The sequence below is a fragment of the Halosimplex yunnanense genome, assembly GCF_054504345.1.
Map to the genome: position 1 here is coordinate 686,778 of NZ_JBTJEL010000037.1, position 21,392 is coordinate 708,169.

Genomic DNA, 21,392 nt, shown 5'->3' on the forward strand with positions numbered 1-21,392 from the left:
GCGTCCGTCGGCCCGACGAGGGACTCGGGTCCCACGCCTTCCGTTTTCAGCGCACCCCCGCCCGAATCAGCCGCGATAGCTGGCGGGCAACATTAATGCGTGCGGAGATTGACCTCCGGCCATGAGTACCCCGGATCGGGGGGCGTCAGGCCGATGAGCGACGACGCAGACGAGGACTGGTTCGAGAGCGCGCTCGCCGAGGAGGAGCCCGACGACTCCGACGCGACCCCGGCGGACGAAGCGTCCGACAGGGACGGGACGGACGAGCGCTCCCCCGCGACGGGCGGCGACAGCATCGACGCGGAGTCGCCCTTCGATACCGACGACGACAGCCCCTTCGAGACTGCGGACGAGGGCGCGTTCGACGACTCGGACGGCGAGGGCGGTGCGAGCGCCTTCGGCGACGTCGGAACCGGCGGCGAGAGCGCGTTCGGCGATACGGGAAGCGGCGCCGACTTCGACGCCGCCGACCAGTTCGGCGGTGGCGGCGCTGACTTCGGCGGCGGCGACGGGAGCGGACTGTTCGACGAGAGCTTCGCCGACGCGATGGGGGGTGCGGGCGGCGACGGCGACTTCGACGACGAGGACTTCGAGTCGGACATCCCCCGTCTCGATCTCGGCATCGAAGGCCTCGACAACATGATCCAGGGTGGCCTGCCGCTGCGCCACCTCATCGTCATCGTCGGCGGCGCCGGCACCGGCAAGACGACCTTCGGCCTCCAGTTCCTCCAGCACGGCCTCGAGAAGGAGGACACCGACCGCGGCGTCTTCATCACGCTCGAACAGACCCACGACGACATCATGGCGACCGCCGCCGAGCGCGGCTGGGAGTTCGAGCGCCACGAGAAGGAGGGAAACCTCGCGGTCATCGACCTCGACCCCGTCGAGATGGCCAACAGCCTCGACAACATCCGCGGCGAACTCCCCGAACTCATCGCCGATTTCGACGCCGACCGGTTCGTCCTCGATTCGGTCTCCCTGCTTGAGATGATGTACGACGACGTCTCCCGCCGCCGGACCGAGGTCTTCGACTTCACCCAGAGCCTCAAGGAGGCCGGCGTCACCACTGTCCTCACCAGCGAAGCCAACGAAGACAACCCCTACGCCTCACGCCACGGCATCATCGAGTACCTCACCGACGCCGTCTTCCTCCTCCGCTACGTCCGCTCTGAGACCCAGGAGACTCGCCTCGCCGTCGAAATCCAGAAGATACGCAACGCCAACCACTCCCGCGAGACCAAGCCCTACGAGATCACGCTCGACGGCATCTCCGTCTACGAGCAGGCGAATATCTTCTAGAACCCATGTTTTTGCCATCCGGGTTTCCTCGGCGCGCGGAGCGCGCCTGCGGGGAACCCGGACGGCAAAAACATGGGTGAAAAAGCGCGAGCGGCTGAGCCGCTCGCGTGAACCGGCGCGCCTCGCGCGCCGGATGCTTGCTACAGGGAACCCAGCAATCGAAGCGCGGTGGCGCGCGCTGTCGCGAGTCTCGTCTCGCGACAGAAGTGCGCGAGGGATGAGCGACCGAAGGGAGCGAATCGGCTGGGGAGGCGTGTGGCTGTCTGCGGTGCTGGGCAGTTCTGCTGTTCCTGGTGGACTGAAAGGGCGAGGCGCGCTCGCGTGCAGTTCAGTCGCTTGAGCGGGCACTATCCGCGCGGGCGGTGCGGAGAGCGCGGATATCCCGCTCAGCGACCGCGAGCGCGTCGAGGGCTTTCAAGGCTCGGTACACTCTGTAGTAGCAGTAACTCCTAGCGAGCGCGTCGAGGGCTTTCATCGCCTGCTGTTAGCAGCGGTCGCTTCGATCCGGCTCCCGGTCATACCTAATCGACCAGAAACAGCTGCACCGCATTTAGCCCAAAGTTAGCAGCTGACTCGCACTCTCACCAGTCGACCGAGAGGGTGCCGTCGCCTTCGGGATCGGGGGCGATCTCCTCGTCGGTGCGCCGGTCGACGACGTGGATGACGCCGCGGTCTTTCTTCGCGGGGCATATCTCCGCGGCACGGACGTTCTCGTCCAGGTCTTCCTCGCCGATGAAGTACGCCTGCGGCTTGGCGATCCCCGTCGAGAGGTCGAGCTTCCAGTTGTCGGAGACCTCGGCGCACTTCCCGGCGCCGAAGCACTTGTTCGCCTCGAAGATGATCTTGTAGGGCTTCTCCTCCACGGGGGGCGCGTCGCGTTCGCCGATCGTGGCCGGATCGACCGGTCCATCGTCCGCCATACCGGTTGATGAGCGGCGACGGACCTTTCGTCTGTCGCTTCGGGCGAGACTCCGGGATTGCCGACGCCGCAGATGGCTGGCCGCCGATTATAAGGCTCGGGCGGTCGCACCTCGTCCCATGACCTATCTGGTTCCCTTCGACGGGTCGGCGCTCGCGGAGGCGGCGCTTGAGCGTGCGACCGAGTTCGCGGCGATGACCGACGAGGAGGTCGTCGCGCTGGTCGTCATCCCGCTCGACGAACGGGAGTTCGCCGTCGAGCGCGGCTGGATCGACGAGCGCGAGCGCTACGACCCCGACGAGATCGAGTCCGGGCTGGAGACGCAGATCAGGGCGGTCGCGCCCGACGTGACGTTCCGGTGCGAGCGGCCGGCAGACGTGAGTTCCGTCGCGTCGGTCACGACCGACGTGGTGCGGACGATCCGTTCGGTCGCCGAGGACGTGGGGGCCGAAATCGTCTTCATCGGGAGCGAGAACGCCGGGCGCGTCTCGACGCCGGTCACGAGCGTGGGCGCGCCGGTCTCGGAAGATCCACGCTACGACGTCCACATCGTCCGCCACGCCGGGGACGACTGAGAAAGCTCGCTTCCGCTCACCGGACGACGGTGACGGGGACGGGCGAGCGCCGGACGACGGCCTCGGCGACGCTCCCGAGGAGGATTCGGGTGACCCCGGAGCGGCCGTGGCTGCCCATGACGATCTGGTCGAGGTCGTTCTCCTCGGCGAACTCGACGATGACGCGGATCGGCTTGCCGACCTCGATCTCGCGGGTGATCGAGAGGTCGGTGTCCGCTGCGAGGTCGTCGATCTCGTCGAACAGTTCCTCGGCGGCGGCCTTCTGGTTCTCGTACCACTCCTCGGAGAAACTCGGGAGCGAGGCCTGCGCGCTGTAGCCCGCCTCGGCCGGGTTGACGACGTGCAGGAGGACCACCTCCGCGTCGTCGAACTCCTCGGTGACGAACTCGAACGCCCTGTGTGCCTGCTCCGACCCGTCGACCGGGACGAGCACTCGCTTGCCCATGTGTGACATACGAGTCGCTCGGGGCTTCAATCTTCGGCGCGTTCGGGCAACGGGGAAGGCTTAGGACGCCCCCGCGAATACACGAGGCCGTGCTATCCGTTCCGGCGGCTTCGGTCGGTGTGACCGCTTCGGTACCCCTGCAGTCGACGGTGACGCTCGTCGCGGCGGCAGCGATCCCCTTGCTCGCGTGGGCCACGCTGGCCGTGTGGGTGTACCTGGACGCGGTCGCCCGGGAGAGTGATCATCCCGTCCGGGCGGCGCTCCTCGTCGCTCTCCTCCCGCCGCTGCTGGTCTGGTACGTCTCCCGCCGGGACGAGCGCGCCCACCCGCAGTCGGACCGCGAGCGACTGGCGCTCACCGTGCTGCTCGCGCTCCTGAGCGCAATGATGGCGGGGACGGTCTTCGCCCCGCCGGACGTGTTCGCCCAGCCCAGAAACACCTTCGGCGCCCTGCTGATCACGCTCCCGCTGTTCTACGTGCTCATCTACCGGGAGAACGGGTCGAACGACCGCGAAGAATCGGCGTCCTGACTGCGGAAACGAACTGCCCTTCGCCTCTCAGTCGTCGCCGTTGATCTCCGAGCGGAGCGTCGCCACGTCGGCCATCCGCTCGGCGTGGGCGTTGTGCTGGTGGATGGACTCGTCGTTCGACTGTTCCATGTAGACGACCGCGTCGTCGTCCAGATCCGGGAACTCGGAGACCACGCCTTCGGCCATCGAGCGCACGCAGTCCTCGACGAACTTCGCGTCGAGGTGGGCCTGGTAGGTCATGTGGTCCTCGTCGGGGCGCTTGGCGAGGTTGTAGATGCGCGCGCTCATCGAGTCGCGGGCGACTTCGATCAGGTCGACGAGATCTACGTCGGGGCCGCCCTCGCTCTCGATGGTAATCGTCGCGTGACCGCGCTGGGAGTGGCCGGGCTGGGGCACCTCGCGGAGGAACTCCTCGATGGTCTCGTCGTCGACGCCCTGCTCGCGGAGCGTTTCGCGGGCGCGGGCGGCGGACATCCCCTGCGAGCACGGGCAGACCGTCATCCCGGTGACGCTGGCGCCGATCTCCTCGTCGGTACCGTCCTCGGTGGCGGTCGCCGAGGCGATGACGTCGGCGGTCGACTGGGTGGGGAGGTCGCTCTCCGGGGTCTGCTCGCGGGTGACGAACTCGGCCTCCATGCGGACCTCCGCCTGCTCGGTGTAGTCGTGTTTCTCGAGGAGGCGCTCGGCGGCGTTGCCGCAGATGTCTTCGAGGCGGTAATCGGTGCGGCTGACGGCCGCTTCGAGCGTCTCGTCGATGACCTCCATGTTGCGGCTCATATCGGCGCCCTTCCGCCAGCTGGGCAGGTCGACGAACACCTCGAACTCGGCCATCAGCACGTAGGGACGCTTGTCCTCGCGTGCGATCTCGACGAGCTTCTCGACGCCGGTGACGCCGACGCGGTTGAGGCCGACGGTCACGTCCGGGCTCGACGCCTGGACGTCCGGCAGTTGCGGAGTCATTGCGCCCCGCTTAGGACTTTCCCCGAATAGTGTTTTCGAAAAGCCGAGTATTCGCCACGCTCGGTGACGGCGCCTCGAGATCGTCAGGCGATGAGCGCACGGCGTGAGGCCCGTCGGTCTTGCCGATCCGGACGCCCCACCGACCACGACGACCGTGCCGCTCACTCCTCCAGATCGCGGAACAGCGCCTCGAAGTCCTCGTCGACGAGGCGCTCGGCCGCGGTCGACAGCGAATCCCGCAACTCCGCGCGCTGGGACTCGAGTCGCTGGAACTCCTCGTTGTCCGTGAGGGCGGCGCGGTCCTTCGACGTCCGGAGTGCGACGGCCGTCCGGGTGACCCGATAGTACTCCCGGAGCGTCCGCTCGTACTCGGCACAGCGCAGGAGCCGATCGATCGTCTCAAGCAACTCCTCGCGACCGATCGGCTTGACGAGGTAGTCGTCGAACTCCATGTCGACGATGTCGAAGTCGGCGTCGACGGCCGTGACCATCGCGACCCGCGCGTCCAGCCCTCGGTCGCGGATCGTCTCCAGCACGTCGTCGCCCACTACGTCCGGCATCCGCCGGTCGAGCAGTACCACGTCGACCTCCTCGTCGAGTTTCGTGAGCGCCTCTTTCCCGCCGTATGCGGTCCGTACGGCGTAGCGTTCCCGTATCTGCGCGGCGTACGAATCGGCGACTGCGGGCTCGTCGTCGACGATCAGCACGACCGCCCGCTCGGTACCCGTCATTCGAACGTGGACATATGGAACAACGGTGCGCAAAAACCTTCCGTCAATTATTGTGTTCTGGTAGATAGGAATCGGCCGTGTCAGGCCCCGTCGTCGGCCACCAGGTCCTCGTACCGCGCGCCGGTCTGTTTCAGCGTCTCCGTCGAGTAGAGCCGCTCGTGGTCGTATGGCAGGTGCTCCGCGGCCAGCTCGTCGACTTTCGCGTCCACGGCCTCCTGTTCGCGGCCGTGGATCATCGTGAAGAGGTTGTACGGCCACTCCTGGTCGGGCCGGCGGGGTCGGTGGTAACAGAGCGTCACGTAGGGAAGCCGGCCTACCTCGACGCCGCGGTCGTCGAGGTCGCCGTCGGGTACGTCCCACACGACCATGCAGTTGGCGTCGAAGCCCGTCACGAGATGGTTGACGACGCAGCCGATCCGCTTGATGCAGCCGTCGGCGAGCAGGCGCTCGACGCTGTCGAGTACCGCCTCGACGGGCGCGTCGGCCGCCTCGGCCACGTCGCGGTACGGCGTGGCCGTCAGCGGGAAGCCGTCCTGTACTTCGAGGAGGACCCGCCGGTCCAGCGGCGTGAGATCGGCGGCGGCCTGCTCGCTGATCGTCGTCGCCGCCACGTCCGTCTCGGCGAGGCTCTCCCGGGCGAAGCGGTCGGTGTTGACGACGGGGAACTCGAGATCGATGTAGAAGTCGGTCAGCATCGGGAGGACGAGCACCTCGCAGCCGGTCCGCTCCTCGATCTCGGCGAGGATGGCGTCGCGGCGCTCCTTCGAGGCGGCGGTCACCACGAACCACATGTTCCACTCGTGGTCGCGGGCGTAGTTGTGGTTGACCTGCTCGTAGCCGTTGACGACGGCCGCGATCTCGTCGAAGCGGTCGACGGGCGCTTTCACCGCCGCCAGCGTCGAACTGCCGATGACCGGCGGGTTGAGGACGGGGCCGAACCGCCGGAAGATACCCTCGTCGTAGAGCCGCCGGACCCGCTCCAGCGCCTCGCCCTCGTCCACGCCCACGTCGGCGGCGACAGTCTCGAACGGTCGCTCCGTCACTGGAAACCCGCTCTGCCAGCCGTCGACCAGCGCCGCGTCGACCGCGTCCACCTGCGACCGCCAGTCGCCCGTTCCCTGGCTCATTCGGCGGGAGTTAGGAACACAGCGCCCTATCCCTTTCGGACCGTCGGTTCCGTGGCACTTCCGCGTCGTCAGCGTCTGGCGCCCGCCGCCGGGACCGGCGCGTCAGTCGTGACCGTTGATCTCGACCGGGCGGTAGGGCGCTTCCAGGTACTCCAGATCGCTGTCGGAGAGGTCGATGTCGAGTGCTTCGACAGCGTCTTCGAGGTGTTCGACGCTCGTGGTACCGACGATCGGCGCGTCGACGGCGTCCTGGTGGAGGAGCCACGCCAGCGAGATCTGGGCCATGGTCACGCCCTTCTCGGCCGCGAGTTCTTCGACGCGTTCGTTGATCTCCTCGCCGCCGTTCGCGCGGTACGTGGCGATCCGCTCGGCGAACTGGCTGTTCTCCATGTACTCGCCGCGGACCGTCTCGGCGAGTTCCTCGTGCGGCCGCGTGAGATAGCCGCGAGCGAGCGGGCTCCACGGGATCACGCCGATCCCCTCGCGCTCACAGAGCGGGAGCATCTCGCGTTCCTCCTCGCGGTAGGCGAGGTTGTAGTGGTTCTGCATCGTCTGGAATCGTTCGAGACCGAGACGGTCGCTCGCGTGGAGCGCGTCAGCGAACTGGTGGGCCCACTGCGAGGAGGTTCCGATGTAGCGGACCTGGTTCCGGCGAACGGCGTCGTCGAGCGCGCGGAGCGTCTGTTCGATCGGCGTGTCGTAGTCCCACCTGTGAGTCTGGTAGAGGTCGACGGTGTCCACGCCGAGCCGGTCGAGGCTGTTCGAGAGCTCCTGCTCGATGGCCTTCCGCGAGAGCCCGCTCGCGTTCGGGTTGTCCTCGTCCATCTCCCCGTAGCCCTTCGTCGCGATGACCTGTTCGTCGCGCTCGTAATCGTTCAGGACGTTCCCGAGGACGCGTTCGGACTCGCCGTTCGAGTAGACGTTCGCGGTGTCGAAGAAGTTGATCCCGAGGTCGATCGCGCGTTCGATGATCGGCCGGCTGTCCTCCTCGTCGAGCACCCAGTCGCGGTAGTCGTTCGACCCGAAACTCATACAGCCGAGGCAGATCCGGCTCACCGTCATTCCCGTGTCGCCGAGGGTCGTGTACTCCATACCTCGCCGTGTCGCCGGCGCACCTGATAAACCTGGTCCGGGAGACGGCGTCTGTCGCGTTCACGGCCAACCAGGCTGATCGGCGGCGTTCGAACCCACTGATACAGTTTCCACCGAGACCAAGCCCTCAGGGTACGTCACGATCGGACAAAAAACGTCGGGCGCGCTCCCGCCGGACCGCAGGAAGCGGGGCGTTTTATAATCGCCAGTCCGAATCAGTTCGTATGACTCAAGCGACGCAGGAGTTCGGCGACTGGCCGTTGAAACGGCTGATGACCGAGGTCGTCGGGTCCGGGCACAAGTCGGCCGACGACATGACCCGCGAGCAGGCGCGCGAGGCGTTCCAGCGCATCCTCGCCGGCGAACCCGACCACACGACCCTCGGCGCGTTCTGGCTCGCCAACCGCTGGAAGCGCAACAACGCCGAGGAACTGGCCGCCTACGTCGACGTGATGCGCGAGGAGAGCGTCCAGACGGCGGAACCGGACGCCGATCCCGTCGACTGCGGGGCCAACTACGACGGCAAGGGCCGCTCGGCGATCCTCGGCGTCGCGGCGGGCGTCGTCGCCGCGGCCGCGGGCACGCCAGTCGTCGTCCACAGCGGCGACCGCGTTCCGACGCAGAAACAGGACGCCTACAAGCACGTGCTGGACGAACTCGGCGTCCGGACGGAGATCGCGCCCGAGGAGAGCGCGGACATGGTCGACGACGTCGGCTTCGGGTTCTACTACCAGCCGGAGTTCAACCCCGGCGTCCACGCGCTGTGGGAGCGCCGCGACAACATGGGCGTCCGTTCGTTCGTCAACACCGTCGAGACGCTCGCCAACCCCGCGAACGCGGACGTGCATCTCGGCTCCTTCTACCACCTCGCGTTCGCGACGAAGATGACCGACACGCTGCAGGCCGCCCAGCGCCAGAACGTCTCCCGGACGCTGTTCTTCCAGGGGATGGAAGGCTACGACGACGTGCGGCCGGGGACGACGGTCGTCGGCGAGTGGAACCGCGGCGACGAGGAGCTAGAGGACTTCGAGATCAAGACCGCCAACTACGGGATGGACTTCGAGAGCGAGGACCTCGGCGTCGACGACGTGGCCGCCGAGTCCGCGGAGATCACCGAGGCAGTCCTCGCCGGCGAGCGCGACGACCAGTTCGCCGACGCCGTCGCGCTCAACGCCGCGCTGCGGATCTACGCCCGCGAGGACGCCGACTCGCTGGACGAAGGGCTAGAGATGGCACGCGACGCACTGGACAGCGGTGACGCCGCTGACGTCCTCGACGACTTGCAGGCGTTCTGAACCGAAGTCGCTGATTCCGCCGGGTTTCGGAAGTTCCCGCCGGGCGCGATAGTTTCTTGCGCCCACAGTGGTATCCACTCCCATGGACACCTTTCGAGGCTATCGCCGACCGGACGGCCGGATCGGCGTCCGCAACCACGTCGCGGTCCTGCCCACGTCGGTCGCGGCGAGCCCGGTCGCCGACCGCATCGCCGGCGACGCCGGCCGGTGGGCGCGTGCGACGCCCCACCAGATGGGCACCAGCCAGCCGGACGCCGGGCGCGAGCGTACCCGATCGGTCCTCGTTGGGATCGGAAAGAACCCGAACGTCGGTGCGGCGCTCGTCGTCGAACTCGGGACTGAGGACCTAGACGCCGAACGGATCGCCGACGACGTCGCGGAGTCAGGCAAACCCGTCGAGACGCTGGCCGTCCGCGAAGCCGGCGGGACGGCAGGCGCGCTCGACGCGGGGGCCGAAACCGTCGCGGACCTCTGGGCGGAGGTCGGCGATCAGTCCCGCGAGGAAGCCGACGCGAGCGAACTCGTCTTCGGCGTCGAGTGCGGCGGCAGCGACGCGACGAGCGGCATCGCGGCCAACCCCGTAGTTGGCGACGCGTCCGACCGTCTCGTTGACGCGGGCGGAACGGCCTGTATCTCCGAGACGCCGGAGTTCATCGGCGCCGAGCACGTCGTCGCCGATCGCTGCGTCGACGAGGAGACGCGCGAGAAGCTCTACGACCGCGTTGGTCGGCGCGAGGAACTGGCCGACCTGATGGGCGTCGACATGCGCGGCGCCCAACCCACGCCGGGCAACCAGGAGGGCGGACTGACGACCATCGAGGAGAAGAGCCTCGGCGCCATCGCCAAGTGCGGCACGCGGCCCATCCGCCACGTCGTCGACTACGGGGAGGAACTGCCCGTCGGCGGCGGCGTCACGGTGATGGACACGCCGGGCTACGACGTCGAGAGCGTCGTCGGCAAGGTCGCCGGCGGCGCGCAGGTGATCGCGTTCACGACCGGCCGCGGGTCGACCACCGGGAACCCCATCGCGCCGGTGATCAAGGTGACCGGCAACCCGCGGACCGCCGAGCGCCTCGCGTCGAACATGGACGTCGACGCGAGCACGGTCATCGACGGCGAACCGCTCTCGGAGGCGGGCGAGCGCGTGTATCGAACCCTGCTGTCGGTCGCCGACGGCGCCGAGACGGCAGCGGAGACCCGGCGGCTGGAGGAATTCGCGATAAACGAGCGCCAGCCGCGCGAACTGGCCGCGGAGGGCGGGCGATGAAAGGCGAGGTGCTCGACGGTCGGGCGCTGCTGATGGCCGCGGAAGACAACGTCGCGACGGCACTGGAGGACCTCGAACCCGGGGACCGTCTCGACGACGCCGACCCGCCGCTGACCGTTGCCGACGAGATCCCGTTCGGCCACAAGGTCGCGCTCACGGACGTCGAGGCCGGCGAGGAAGTCCGCAAGTACGGCGAGATCGTCGGGGAAGCGTCGGAGGACATCGCCCGCGGCGAGTGGGTCCACACCCACAACTGCGAGAGTACGCGGGGCCGAGGTGACCGCGTGGCGGCGGACGGCAGAGGGGAGTCCGCGACGGCCGGAGCGGGACCAGAAGACGTTGACGAGGGTGACACGTCGTGAGCCTGACGCAGGGGTTCGAGGCAATCGACCGCGGTGACCGCGGCGTCGGCGTGCGCGACAGGGTGCTCGTGCTCCCGTCGGTCATCTGCTCGCGGATCGTCGCCGACCGGATCGCCGAGGCGGTGCCCGGCGCGGTGAGCGCGCCGCACGACCACGGGTGTGCCCAGATCGGCGACGACAAGGCGCAGACGCGCCGGGCGTTCCTCGGCGTCGGGCCGAACCCCAACGTCGCCGGAACCGTTGTCGTCGGCCTCGGCTGCGAATCGATCCAGAGCGACGACGTGGCCGCGGCGCTGGCCGACCGCGGGGTTCCGGTCCGCGAAACCGCGATTCAGGACGCCGGCGGGACCGAGGCGGCGGTCGAGACTGGCGTCGAAGCGGCGGGACAACTCCGGAACGCGGAGCGATCAGGCGACGAGCGAACCGCGGATCTCTCCGATCTGACCGTCGGCGTCGTCTCCGGTGACCTCGACGAGTCGACCCGGGAAACTGCCGATCCGCTGGTCGGTGCCGTGGTCGACGAATTAGTCGACGCGGGCGCTCGTGTCGTCGCGGCGGGGAGCGAGCGCATGGTCACCCACCCGGAGGCCGCGCGAGCGCGGGCTGGGAACGACGAGAGTGCGGCGGCCGTCCGGGAGCTGATCGAGCGCCACCGGGACCAGCCCGCCCGTGCCTCGCGTGTCGGCCGCGACGCCGCCGCTCACGAGTTCGACGCGGTGACGCGGGCGTGGGGCGATCGGCCGGTTCGGGACGTCCTCGCCTACGGCGAACGGGCGACCCACGAGGAAGGGCTGGCCGTAGTCGATGCTCCGTCGCGGTTCGCCGAGGCCGCCACCGGGCTCGTCGCGGCCGGGGCCCAGATCGTGATCCACGTCACCGGCGAGGGCGTGCCGACGGGCCACCCCGTCGCGCCGGTCCTCAAGGTCTCCGGCGACGAGCCCACGCTCGCGGCGGTCGGCGACGACATCGACGTGGACGCGACGGAAGCGTCCGCCGGGGACCTGCTCGACCGGATACGAGCGGTCGCGAGCGGCGAGCGGGTACGTGCGGAGGAACACGGTCTCGAATCGTCGGCGATCACGCGCGTCGGGCCGTCGATGTGAACGGCCGGTGTGGCCGATACCGATGGAGTGGCCGCCGGCGGGCGCTACCACCAGCGTTTTCTTCGCGCCGGCGCTCAGTCGAACTATGAGTGACGATCTGACTGCGACACTCCACACGTCCAAAGGCGACATCGAAGTCCGACTGTTCGAGGACAAGGTGCCGAACACGGTCGAGGCGTTCGTCGACCACGCCACCGAGTCCGACTACGAGGAGGCGGAGATCGGCCCGGGCGAAGGCGCGTGGGAGGACCCCGAGAGCGGTGAGAAGCGCGTCGACCCGCTGTACGACGACGTCGAGTTCCACCGCGTCATCGAGGACTTCATGCTGCAGGTCGGCGACCCGACCGGCACGGGCCGCGGCGGCCCGGGATACACCTTCGACGACGAGTTCCACGACGACCTGCGCCACGACGAGGGGGGTAAGCTCTCGATGGCCAACCGCGGCCCCGACACCAACGGCTCGCAGTTCTTCATCACGCTCGACGCCCAGCCGCACCTCGACGACAAACACGCCGTCTTCGGCGAAGTGATCGACGGGATGGACGTCGTCGAAGAGATCGGCTCCGTCGAGACGGACCCCAGCGATCGACCGATCGACACTGTTCTCCTCGAGTCGGTCGACATCCGCCGATAATATCGGACGTTCGTCGGCCGCCTCTCGATACTCTTTTAATATCTTGAGCCCTTGCTATGGCTGGATAATCCCCTTCCATCCACTTCATTTCCTGTTATAATACTATGGGGTTGAATATAATTTAAGATAATTTTCGACCGCCGTAGTCAGGCGATTAGCGAAGGAAGCTTCGGCAAGTTCCACCGCAATTTAAGTAGTATGATCGGCTATGACACAGTATGCCTCGTGATACCGACGATTCGGAAACTAGCCGACGACGATTCCTGAAGGCGACCGGCGCGGCGACGCTGACGTCCGCAGTCGCCGGGTGTGGATCGGGCGGAAACGAAACGGAGACGCCGGACGACGGCGGCGATCAGGAGACTGAAACGAACACTGGAACCGACACCGGTCCGGTCAACGTAGACGGCTATCCGTACGGGGTCGGCGAGACGAAGGTCTAGGAGGCCCAGCAGGTGATGGAAGAGGCCGGATACGGTCCGGACAACCGCTTCGAACTCGACTGGCTCCAGTACCAGAGTCCGACCTGGACGGAGATGGCGGACACGATCGCTTCCCGGCTGGAGTCGGCCTACATCGACATGAACCAGAGCGAAGCGGCGTTCTCGCCGCTGCTGGAGGCCACCCGGAACGGGAACCACCAGGCGTACACCCTCGGGTGGATCGCCGACTATCCCGGTCCCCAGAACTTCGTCCAGCTGATCGACCCGGAGAACACGATGTACGGCGAGAACTCCTCGGCCAACGGCGCACGCCTCTTCTGGTCGGAGGACGCCGAAGCGGACCCCGAAGTCCGCGAGTTCATGACCGAGCAGTTCAAGCGGATCGAGGACAACCCCGAGGACAGCGAGGAGGCCGCCCAGACCCGCGGTGAGGCCGCGGTGAACATGGAAGAGGGCATGTGGCAGGAAGCCGCCCTGATCCCGATCTACCAGTCGGTCACCGAGGGCATGTGGTACGACTACGTCGACTACAACCCGCCGGGACCGATGGGTCCGGAGCGCGCAAAGCACAACGTCTCGGTTTCCGGCATCGAGGGCAAAGACCGCCTCGCGACGATTTCGGGCACGTTCAGCAGTCTCGACCCCATCGTCTCCGGGAACACGGAGAGTGGGAGCAAGATCATGGACATGTTCGACGCCCTGACCAACTACCGGAACGGGACCACCGAGGTCGAGAACCTGCTGGCCACGGAGTACGAACTCAGCGACGACTACCGCACCTACACGTTCACGCTGAAGGAGGGCGCGACCTTCCACAACGGCGACGAGGTCACCGCGCAGGACTTCGTCTACTCGATCAAGCGCCTGATGGCGTCGGAAAAATCGACGAACGGTCGGTTCGCCGAGAGCGTCATGAACATCCAGCACGAGACCGACGACGACGGCAACGTCGTTCAGGACTCCATCGCCGCCGAGGCGGTCGACGACTACACGCTCGAGATCACGACCGAGAAGCCCTTCGCGTTCTCGCTGTCCGTGCTGGCGTACTCGGCGTTCTCCGCGGTGCCCGAAGGCATCGTCGGCGACATCGAGGGCTACGACGGCGAGATGGAGTGGGAGGAGTTCTCCCAGGGCCCGGTCGGCTGTGGTCCCTTCGAGTTCGGCAGCTGGGAGTCCGGTAACGGTGGGGAAATCGTGCTGGACACCTACGACGACTACCACGGCGACGGTGCCAGCTTCGACGGCATCGACGCTGCGATCCTCTCGGAAGACCAGGCGAGATACAACCGCTTCCTCAACCAGAACGCCGACCTCGGCGGCGTCCCGACCTCCCAGTACCAGGCCGACGCCGTGTCCATCGACGAGACGGACGACATCGGCCGTGAGATCGGTACCTACGACCTCGAGAACGGCGAGACGGTCAACCTCGCGAAGGTCCCGGAGATCGGCACCTACTACGTCGGGTTCAACATGGAGGAGGTCCCGCGTGCCGTCCGGCAGGCGATGGCGTACGTCATCAACCAGCCGGAGTTCATGGAGAACGTGTTCAAAGAGCGCTTCGAGCCGGCGTATCACCTGACGCCCCCGCAGATCTTCCCCGGCGGCATCGAGGCGTACGACCAGCACTACCAGTCGGAGTAACGCCGCATTCGTCCCCGGCGGCTTCGATGACCGTTCAACGCTTTCGACGGACGTATTACTCGCCGGCACCGATAGCACGGCAGCTACACGAATAACGGAGACCACGTCATGAACAAACTCCTGTATCTCGCGAAACGACTCGTCCTCGGGGTGCCAGTGGTGCTGTTCGGGCTTTCGATGACATTCATCATCCTCTATCTGTCGCCGTTCGACCCGATGACGGCAATTCTGGGCCGTGACTCCGACCCGGAGACCGCCAGGCAACTCGCCGTCGCGCTCGGACTCAGATACCCGGACGGAACACAAGTACCCCTGTTGATCCAGTACAAGAACTTCCTCGTGGAGACGACTACATTCAACTTCGGCCAGTCGTGGGTCGTCACGCGGGGACAGAACGTCGGACAACTCATCCTGGAGCGGATGCCCGCAACCATCTGGCTCGGTTTCTGGTCGGTCGTCGTCGCGCTCTTCCTGGGCATCCCGATCGGGCTGTACGCCGGCCTCCGATCGAACACGTGGGGCGACTACACCGCCTCCTTCGGTGGGATCGTCTGGCGGGCGATGCCGAACTTCTGGCTCGCGGTCATGCTCACCGGCCTGCTCTCGGCCGGCGGCCTGCTGTCGTTCTACCGGGGGTTCCTGATACCGACGGACGTGATCGGGACGCCCGACGCCCTCGGCAACATGCTCGGGAGCTACCAGATCGCCGGTGGACTATCGATACCCGTCCCGAACTTCTACAACTGGGCGGTCGCGTTCAAGTGGATCTTACCCGCCGCGCTCGTTCTCGGCTCGTCGTCGATGGGGAACGAAGTTCGTATCGGCCGGACCGCGGTCTTAGAGAGCATCAACGCGCCGTACATCGACACCGCGAAGGCGAAGGGTCTCTCGGCGCGGTCGATCATCGGGAAACACGTCGCCCGGAACGCCCTCATCCCGCTCTTGCCGGTCATCATGGGTGAGTTCTACCTGCTCATCGGCGGGTCACTGCTCGTCGAGTTGGTGTTCGGTATCCGCGGGATGGGCAACCTCTATCTCGCGGCGATCTTCGCGTCGGACATCCCGATCATCGGTGCGCTGACCTACGTGTTCATCCTGATACTCGTCTTCTTCAACATCGCACAGGACATCGCGTACACGTTCATCGACCCGCGGATCGGGCTGGAAGGCACGAACGAGTGAGAAACAATGTGTGCAACTGTCACTGATACGACCCGCGACCGCGACCTGCGCGACGAGACGACGCTCCGCGAACGGATCGCGGCCAATCCGAAGCCCGCTGCAACCTGGGCCGCGGTTGCCTTCGTGCTGATCGTACTCGAGTTCGGCGCGCTGGCCGCGGGCCTGCTGCTCGTCCTCGACGCGTTGTGGGTGGGGACGACGGCGCTCTTCGAGGTGTTGATCGGGGTCTTCTCGCCGGCCGCCTCGGAGACGATCCTCGGCGTCCAGCAGTCGGTCTCCGCGTTTCTCGACGGCCTGCGGAGCACCGCGAACGGAATCCCCACGCTGCTGTCCCGGGAGACGATCCCGAATCAGGGGTACAAGACCGGACCGAACGGTCCCTGGAAGAACACGTTCCTCGGCCTCGAACCCGCGGTCGCGTGGGCGATCCGCGTGATGCTGGTCTACGTCTACGCGTTCGTTCTCTCCTTCTGGGCGTACCGCGGCTGGCAGGTCTTCCGCGACCACTACCGGAACGCCGACTGGACGCCCCGCGACGACGTCGTCGACCGCCTTAGCAGTCACCGCTGGGCGCAGTTCGGCATCGTCGTCGTCCTGATATTCACGACGATGGCGCTGTTCGCGCCGGCGCTGGGACCGACGACCGTCGAGCAAAACATCCAGTCGCCGTACAGCCACGAGCTCCAGTACTTCGACTCCGAGAGCGGCGAGGTGCAGACGGCGCTCGTCGGGGACGCGAACTTCAACTCGAAGTCGAAGGGGAACGGCGACCAGAACGTCGCCCCGATGACCTACGACGACTTCGGCCGCTTCCACCCGTTCGGCACGCTGACAAACGGACGGGACCTGTTCACCTTCTCCGTCGTGGGGGCGCGGATATCGCTGACGGTCTCGATGCTCGCGATCACGCTGTCCGCCATCATCGCGGTCATCATGTCGCTCGCCTCCGCGTACTACAAGGGCATCGTCGACCTGGCGACGATCCTCACCGCGGACGGCATCACGTCGATCCCGCAGTTACTGTTGCTGTTGATGGTCGCGATGGTGTTCCAGGGGCACTGGCTCTCCGGGGTGTTCAACGGCGGGTTCCTCCTCGCGCTGGTGTTCGGGCTCACCGGCTGGCCGAACCTGTGGCGGGCAGTCCGCGGTCCGGCGCTGCAGGTCTCCGAGGAGGAGTGGATCGACGCGGCCGAGAGCTTCGGCCAGCGGCCGAGCGTCACGATGCGAAAACACATGTTACCTTACGTACTCCCGTACCTGCTGATCTACGGCTCGATGTCGGTCGGTGGTATCGTGATCGGTCTCTCGGCGCTCTCGTTCATCGGGAGCGGACTCGGGATCAACCCCCCGACCCCCGCGTGGGGTCGGGCCATCTCGCTTGGCCGCAATTACGTGTCCACGCAGTCGTGGCACATCGCGCTCATCCCCGGGATGCTCATCGTCGTCCTCGTCACGGGACTCAACGCGTTCGGTGACGGTATCCGCGACGCGATCGACCCCGAGAGCGAGGGAGGATCTGAAGAGGAAGCGGCCGCAGGAGGTGCCGCAGGATGAGCGCGCCCACATCCGGCGACGAGCGACGCCGCGTTCCCGACCGTCGCGAGGGCGAGGAACCGGTGCTCTCGGTCCGTAACTTGCGGACCGTCTTCCGAACCGACCGCGAGACCATCCGCGCGGTCGACGGGATCGACCTCGACCTGTACGAGGGCGAGACGGTCGGCATCGTCGGCGAGTCCGGGTCCGGCAAGAGCGTCACCGCGCGGTCGATCATGGGCCTCGTCGAGGAACCCGGCGAGGTGCTGTCGGGGTCGTCGATCAAGTTCAAGGGCGAGGAGATCACCGGCTACTCGACCAAGCAGTATCAGGACCTCCGCGGGAGCGGCATCGGGATGGTCTTCCAGGACCCGCTGTCGTCGCTGAACCCCGTGTTCACCGTCGGCAACCAGATCAGGGAAGCCCTGCGGGTCAACCGCGGGATCACCGGCGAGGAGGCGCGGGAAGAGGCGGTCGACCTGCTGGAAGCGGTCCAGATCCCCGACGCCTCCCGGAGGCTCTCGGAGTACCCTCACGAGTTCTCCGGCGGGATGCGCCAGCGGGCGGTCATCGCCATGATGCTCGCGTGCGACCCGGAGGTGCTGATCTGCGACGAACCGACGACCGCCCTCGACGTGACGATCCAGGCCCAGATCCTCGAACTCCTCCGCGACCTACAGGAGGAACGCGGGCTGGCGATCCTCTTCATCACCCACGACATGGGCGTCATCGCCGACGTCACCGACCGCGTGAACGTGATGTACGCCGGCGAAATCGTCGAGAAGGCGCCGACCGAGGAGCTGTTCGCGAACCCGCGACACCCCTACACGAACGGGCTGCTCGACGCGATCCCCGGCCAGCACGCCGACGAGGACCGGCTGCGGACCATCGAGGGCGACGTGCCGACGCCGAACGAGGCGGCGACCTACTGCCGGTTCGCACCGCGCTGCCCGAAGGAGTTCGAGGACTGCACCGAAGTTCACCCACAGCTCGTCGAGGTAAACGACGGCGAGACCGACCACACCGCGGCCTGTCTCCTCTACCCCGAGGATCAGACGACGGCCGAGGCCGTCACCTACCACCAGCGGATCGCCCGAGAGTCGGACGATCCACTGAGTTCGGAGAGCGAGGAAACCCGTGAGGAGAGCGGCGACGTCGCGGCCGACGGAGGTGAGCACATCGGAGATGTGCGAGGCTCGTCAGACGAGTCAGACGGAGGTGACCGCCGATGAGCGAAATCTCCCAGCAGCGAGGTCGTTCCGACCCGGCGACCACGAGCGAGACGCTCGTCGAGGTGACGGACCTGAAGAAGTACTACGGCGGGCAGGGCCTGCTGGCCGACCCGCCGGTCAAGGCCGTCGACGGCGTGAGCTTCACCATCCAGCGCGGCGAGACGCTCGGGCTCGTCGGCGAGTCGGGCTGTGGCAAGTCGACGCTCGGTCGGACGCTGGTCCAGCTAGAGTCTGCCACCGAGGGCAGCGTCGAGTTCGACGGCACGGACATCACCGAGCTGTCGGGCAAGCAGCTGAAAGAGTGGCGACGCAACGCGCAGATCGTTTTCCAGGACCCGGATTCGAGCCTCAACGACCGGATGACGGTCGGCGAGATCATCCGCGAGCCGCTCGACGTCCACGAGGTCGATAGCCCGCGCGAACGCCGCGAGAAGGTCAAGGACCTGCTCGCGCAAGTCGGCCTCCAGCCGGAGCATTACTACCGCTACCCCCACCAGTTCTCCGGGGGGCAGCGCCAGCGCATCGGTATCGCCCGCGCGCTCGCACTGGAACCCGAGTTCGTCGTCCTCGACGAGCCGGTCTCCGCGCTGGACACGTCCGTGCAGGCGAAGATCCTCAACCTGCTGGAAGACTTGCAGGACGAGTACGACCTGACCTACCTGTTCATCGCCCACGACCTCTCGGCGGTTCGGCACATCTGCGACCGCGTCGCGGTGATGTACCTCGGGAAGATCATGGAACTCGGGTTGACCGAAGAGCTGTACACGGACCCGGCGAACCCGTACACCCACTCGCTCCTGTCGGCCATTCCGGAACCGGACCCGACGGTCGAGAAGGAGCGGATCACCCTGCCCGGGACGCCGCCGAGCCCGCGGGACCCGCCGACCGGGTGTCAGTTCACGACGCGCTGCCCGGCGAAGATCCGGCCGGAAACGCACGCGGATCTGGACGCCGACACCTGGAACTCGATCGAGCGGTTCCGCGAGGTGATCCGCGAGCGGACCCGGATCGACCTCAGCATCAGGAACCGGATCCGTCGCCGGACCGGCACGTTCTCGCGGTTCGACGACATCGACGAGGCCGTCGACGACCTGTTCGACGACGACGTCTCCACGGAGGTACGCTCGCACGTCGAACAGGCGGCGGAGTACGTCAAGGCAGGCTACCCCGATCAGGCACGGGAGTACATGAGCGAGCAGTTCGACAGCGTCTGCGACACGACCCGGCCGGAGCTGTACCCGGTCAGCGACACCAACCGGCTGAGCTACTGTCACCGCCACAGCGACGAGTACGAGAGCGTCGACGCGACCCTCGAACGGCGAATGAATGCCGAGTAATCGCCTCCGATACGTCGAGTTCGTCCTCTGGGTCGTCGTCGTGGGAGCGGTCGTTTCGACGGCTGCTATCGCGCTCGGCTTCCTCGTCGGCGGCACGCTCGTCGCTTCCAAGTATGCGGTTTTCCTCGTCGGTATCTTCCTCTTCGGCCTCGGGAGCATCGGGATCCAGCCGACGCCGTCCTACAGAGACGAGAAGCGGGTGTCGCTGGAGTCGTCGCACGAACACGACTTCGAGGCGCGCATCCAGGAGATCCCGCCGCTGCGCGACGACCGCGTCCCCTTCGACCAGCGCGTGGGTCGCAACGCGAAAGTGTTCGCGACCAGTCTGCTCGTCCTCGCAGTCTCGGTGTACATGGAGTTCGGGCTGGGAATCCGGGTGTGAGTCGGGCGACGGCGGACACGAGCGGGCCGGCCCACCACCCTTTACTGTCCGAACCGCATTAGCCCAGGTATGCCGCATCAGAGTGACGGTCCGGGCGCGCCGGACGAGCGGGAGGTCGTCGCCCAGCACAGCGAGGAGATAAAGAGCAACTGGCAGCGGACGCTGCAGGACATGGAGGCGATGGCCGACGACCGCGAGTCGAAGGGGTACGACACCCTGACCATCCCCGCGGGCGACACGACGGCGCTCACCCCGGACATGGGCGAGGACGACTCCTGGGGCCTCTCGCACGTCATCCCCGACAACTACGCCGACGACTTCGAGGAACTCTACGAGGAATCCGCCTACGAGGAGACGGCGGTCTACCAGCTGGAGAGCGGCGGGTTCGTCTTCATGGTGACCGAGCTGATAAACACAACCGACGACGTCGTCATCTTCGTCGCGGGATCGTACGACATGCGGTTCGCCGGGGGACTCGTCCGGACCGCGGTGGACCGCGACGAGGTGTACACCCACGTCAAGACCCTCGACCACACCCACCTCGGGACCGTCCACCACGAAGATCCGTCTGACTTCTTCCCCGATCCCGAAGCCTTCTACGCCTACGACGTGACCAGCTGAGGCCGCCCTCGACTTCCGGGCCGAGGACGGTCGAGCGACGTTCCCCGATCGCGCCTGCCCCGGCCCTCTCCGCTTCGTGTGCGAACGGATCTCGTGAAACGGAGTTCAGTAAACGCGCCTACAGAAATGTATTTCAGATTACCATTATGGGGACAGGGGCTGTAGTACCGGATGTGATGAGACGGAACCATCCCTCGGCCACACGCGCCGAGACCCTCTCCGAGTACAGTCTGGCGCGGACCCTGCTCGCGTCGCTCGCGGTTTCGCTCGCGGTCGTCGTCGGTGCGCTGGCGTTCATGTACCCCGAACTCGCGATCTCGCTGGTCGCCTTCGCTACGATCTCGTGGACGGTCGCCGCGGTCGCGCTGCGCGTTCGCCTGCAGCGCCGCCCGGTCCGACGGCTGCTCGTCGTCCGGATCCCCTTCACGGACCTCCACGTCGAGGTCTGAACCCGACGGTCCCGCGACTTCGGCCTTCCCCCCGTTGGCGGCCCCCTCGGGCGCACTCGTGCCCGGACCGTAACCGCTTTTCCCGCGGACGGTGGAGTGGTGAACGCGCGAGGGTGGCTGAGCTAGGCCAAAGGCGGCGGGCTTAAGACCCGCTCCCGTAGGGGTCCATGGGTTCGAATCCCATCCCTCGCATTCTGCGTCGTTGCATCGACCAGTCCCGACTCAACGGTCTT

Annotated in this window: 24 protein-coding genes and 1 tRNA gene; 18 read left to right on the forward strand and 7 right to left on the reverse strand. The window is 66.7% G+C overall.

What is annotated here, in order from left to right; genetic code table 11:
* Positions 1-153: 153 nt before the first annotated feature.
* The gene (locus AB2U09_RS22250; protein WP_459194944.1) at positions 154-1,299 is read left to right on the forward strand and encodes a KaiC domain-containing protein; all 1,146 of its coding nucleotides are present in this window, start codon (positions 154-156) and stop codon (positions 1,297-1,299) included.
* Positions 1,300-1,627: 328 nt separating this feature from the next.
* Here the strand turns inward: AB2U09_RS22250 and AB2U09_RS22255 are convergent, their stop codons facing one another.
* A complete protein-coding gene (locus AB2U09_RS22255; protein ID WP_459194945.1) occupies positions 1,628-1,774 on the reverse strand; it encodes a hypothetical protein in 147 nt (48 codons plus the stop codon).
* 106 nt (positions 1,775-1,880) lie between these two features.
* A complete protein-coding gene (locus AB2U09_RS22260) occupies positions 1,881-2,219 on the reverse strand; it encodes a ferredoxin (RefSeq protein WP_459194946.1) in 339 nt (112 codons plus the stop codon).
* A 118-nt stretch (positions 2,220-2,337) separates the two neighbouring features.
* On the opposite strand from AB2U09_RS22260, the gene AB2U09_RS22265 reads away from it, so the two are divergent.
* Positions 2,338-2,793 carry a universal stress protein gene (locus AB2U09_RS22265; protein ID WP_459194947.1) on the forward strand — a complete coding sequence of 152 codons (456 nt, stop codon included), beginning with the start codon at positions 2,338-2,340 and terminating at the stop codon, positions 2,791-2,793.
* 16 nt (positions 2,794-2,809) lie between these two features.
* Here AB2U09_RS22265 and AB2U09_RS22270 read toward each other — a convergent pair whose 3' ends face one another.
* Positions 2,810-3,238, reverse strand: a complete 429-nt coding sequence (locus tag AB2U09_RS22270) for a universal stress protein (RefSeq protein WP_459194948.1) — start codon at positions 3,236-3,238, stop codon at positions 2,810-2,812.
* An 89-nt stretch (positions 3,239-3,327) separates the two neighbouring features.
* Here AB2U09_RS22270 and AB2U09_RS22275 point away from each other — a divergent pair, with 89 nt between their 5' ends.
* Complete coding sequence (locus AB2U09_RS22275; RefSeq protein WP_459194949.1) at positions 3,328-3,768, forward strand: hypothetical protein; 441 nt, start codon at positions 3,328-3,330, stop codon at positions 3,766-3,768.
* Between the two features lie 27 nt (positions 3,769-3,795).
* Here the strand turns inward: AB2U09_RS22275 and mptA are convergent, their stop codons facing one another.
* From mptA to AB2U09_RS22295, 4 genes are all read right to left on the reverse strand, one after another.
* Positions 3,796-4,728, reverse strand: coding sequence for a GTP cyclohydrolase MptA (gene mptA / locus AB2U09_RS22280; protein ID WP_459194950.1), 933 nt, complete (start codon positions 4,726-4,728; stop codon positions 3,796-3,798).
* Between the two features lie 161 nt (positions 4,729-4,889).
* The gene (locus tag AB2U09_RS22285) at positions 4,890-5,459 is read right to left on the reverse strand and encodes a response regulator (protein WP_459194951.1); all 570 of its coding nucleotides are present in this window, start codon (positions 5,457-5,459) and stop codon (positions 4,890-4,892) included.
* An 80-nt stretch (positions 5,460-5,539) separates the two neighbouring features.
* Positions 5,540-6,586: a siroheme decarboxylase subunit beta gene (gene ahbB / locus AB2U09_RS22290; RefSeq protein ID WP_459194952.1), complete on the reverse strand. Its 1,047-nt coding sequence runs from the start codon at positions 6,584-6,586 to the stop codon at positions 5,540-5,542.
* Between the two features lie 102 nt (positions 6,587-6,688).
* The gene (locus AB2U09_RS22295; RefSeq protein WP_459194953.1) at positions 6,689-7,678 is read right to left on the reverse strand and encodes an aldo/keto reductase; all 990 of its coding nucleotides are present in this window, start codon (positions 7,676-7,678) and stop codon (positions 6,689-6,691) included.
* Between the two features lie 224 nt (positions 7,679-7,902).
* Here AB2U09_RS22295 and AB2U09_RS22300 point away from each other — a divergent pair, with 224 nt between their 5' ends.
* The 15 genes from AB2U09_RS22300 to AB2U09_RS22370 all read left to right on the forward strand — a co-directional run bounded on the left by AB2U09_RS22300 (position 7,903) and on the right by AB2U09_RS22370 (position 21,351).
* Positions 7,903-8,973, forward strand: coding sequence for an anthranilate phosphoribosyltransferase (locus tag AB2U09_RS22300; protein ID WP_459194954.1), 1,071 nt, complete (start codon positions 7,903-7,905; stop codon positions 8,971-8,973).
* A gap of 82 nt (positions 8,974-9,055) precedes the next feature.
* Positions 9,056-10,240, forward strand: coding sequence for a UxaA family hydrolase (locus AB2U09_RS22305; protein WP_459194955.1), 1,185 nt, complete (start codon positions 9,056-9,058; stop codon positions 10,238-10,240).
* Positions 10,237-10,602, forward strand: coding sequence for a UxaA family hydrolase (locus AB2U09_RS22310; protein WP_459194956.1), 366 nt, complete (start codon positions 10,237-10,239; stop codon positions 10,600-10,602). The genes AB2U09_RS22305 and AB2U09_RS22310 overlap by 4 nt, the downstream gene beginning before the upstream one ends.
* Positions 10,599-11,705 (forward strand): UxaA family hydrolase, encoded by a 1,107-nt coding sequence (locus AB2U09_RS22315; RefSeq protein WP_459194957.1) that lies wholly within the window; start codon positions 10,599-10,601, stop codon positions 11,703-11,705. The genes AB2U09_RS22310 and AB2U09_RS22315 overlap by 4 nt, the downstream gene beginning before the upstream one ends.
* An 85-nt stretch (positions 11,706-11,790) precedes the next feature.
* Complete coding sequence (locus AB2U09_RS22320) at positions 11,791-12,339, forward strand: peptidylprolyl isomerase (protein ID WP_459194958.1); 549 nt, start codon at positions 11,791-11,793, stop codon at positions 12,337-12,339.
* Positions 12,340-12,557: 218 nt separating this feature from the next.
* Positions 12,558-12,782, forward strand: a complete 225-nt coding sequence (locus tag AB2U09_RS22325) for a twin-arginine translocation signal domain-containing protein (protein WP_459194959.1) — start codon at positions 12,558-12,560, stop codon at positions 12,780-12,782.
* Positions 12,783-12,794: 12 nt separating this feature from the next.
* The gene (locus AB2U09_RS22330; RefSeq protein ID WP_459194960.1) at positions 12,795-14,423 is read left to right on the forward strand and encodes an ABC transporter substrate-binding protein; all 1,629 of its coding nucleotides are present in this window, start codon (positions 12,795-12,797) and stop codon (positions 14,421-14,423) included.
* 108 nt (positions 14,424-14,531) lie between these two features.
* The gene (locus AB2U09_RS22335) at positions 14,532-15,605 is read left to right on the forward strand and encodes an ABC transporter permease (RefSeq protein WP_459194961.1); all 1,074 of its coding nucleotides are present in this window, start codon (positions 14,532-14,534) and stop codon (positions 15,603-15,605) included.
* A gap of 6 nt (positions 15,606-15,611) precedes the next feature.
* The gene (locus tag AB2U09_RS22340; protein ID WP_459194962.1) at positions 15,612-17,159 is read left to right on the forward strand and encodes an ABC transporter permease; all 1,548 of its coding nucleotides are present in this window, start codon (positions 15,612-15,614) and stop codon (positions 17,157-17,159) included.
* Positions 17,156-18,370, forward strand: a complete 1,215-nt coding sequence (locus AB2U09_RS22345) for an ABC transporter ATP-binding protein (RefSeq protein ID WP_459194963.1) — start codon at positions 17,156-17,158, stop codon at positions 18,368-18,370. The genes AB2U09_RS22340 and AB2U09_RS22345 overlap by 4 nt, the downstream gene beginning before the upstream one ends.
* Complete coding sequence (locus AB2U09_RS22350) at positions 18,367-19,707, forward strand: ABC transporter ATP-binding protein (RefSeq protein WP_459194964.1); 1,341 nt, start codon at positions 18,367-18,369, stop codon at positions 19,705-19,707. Before AB2U09_RS22345 ends, AB2U09_RS22350 begins: the two co-directional genes overlap by 4 nt.
* Positions 19,697-20,089, forward strand: coding sequence for a DUF7555 family protein (locus AB2U09_RS22355; protein WP_459194965.1), 393 nt, complete (start codon positions 19,697-19,699; stop codon positions 20,087-20,089). The genes AB2U09_RS22350 and AB2U09_RS22355 overlap by 11 nt, the downstream gene beginning before the upstream one ends.
* Positions 20,090-20,158: 69 nt before the next feature.
* Positions 20,159-20,710, forward strand: coding sequence for a DUF7529 family protein (locus AB2U09_RS22360; RefSeq protein ID WP_459194966.1), 552 nt, complete (start codon positions 20,159-20,161; stop codon positions 20,708-20,710).
* Positions 20,711-20,886: 176 nt separating this feature from the next.
* The gene (locus AB2U09_RS22365) at positions 20,887-21,159 is read left to right on the forward strand and encodes a hypothetical protein (RefSeq protein WP_459194967.1); all 273 of its coding nucleotides are present in this window, start codon (positions 20,887-20,889) and stop codon (positions 21,157-21,159) included.
* A 107-nt stretch (positions 21,160-21,266) separates the two neighbouring features.
* Positions 21,267-21,351 (forward strand) — tRNA-Leu (locus AB2U09_RS22370).
* The last annotated feature ends 41 nt before the right edge of the window (positions 21,352-21,392 follow it).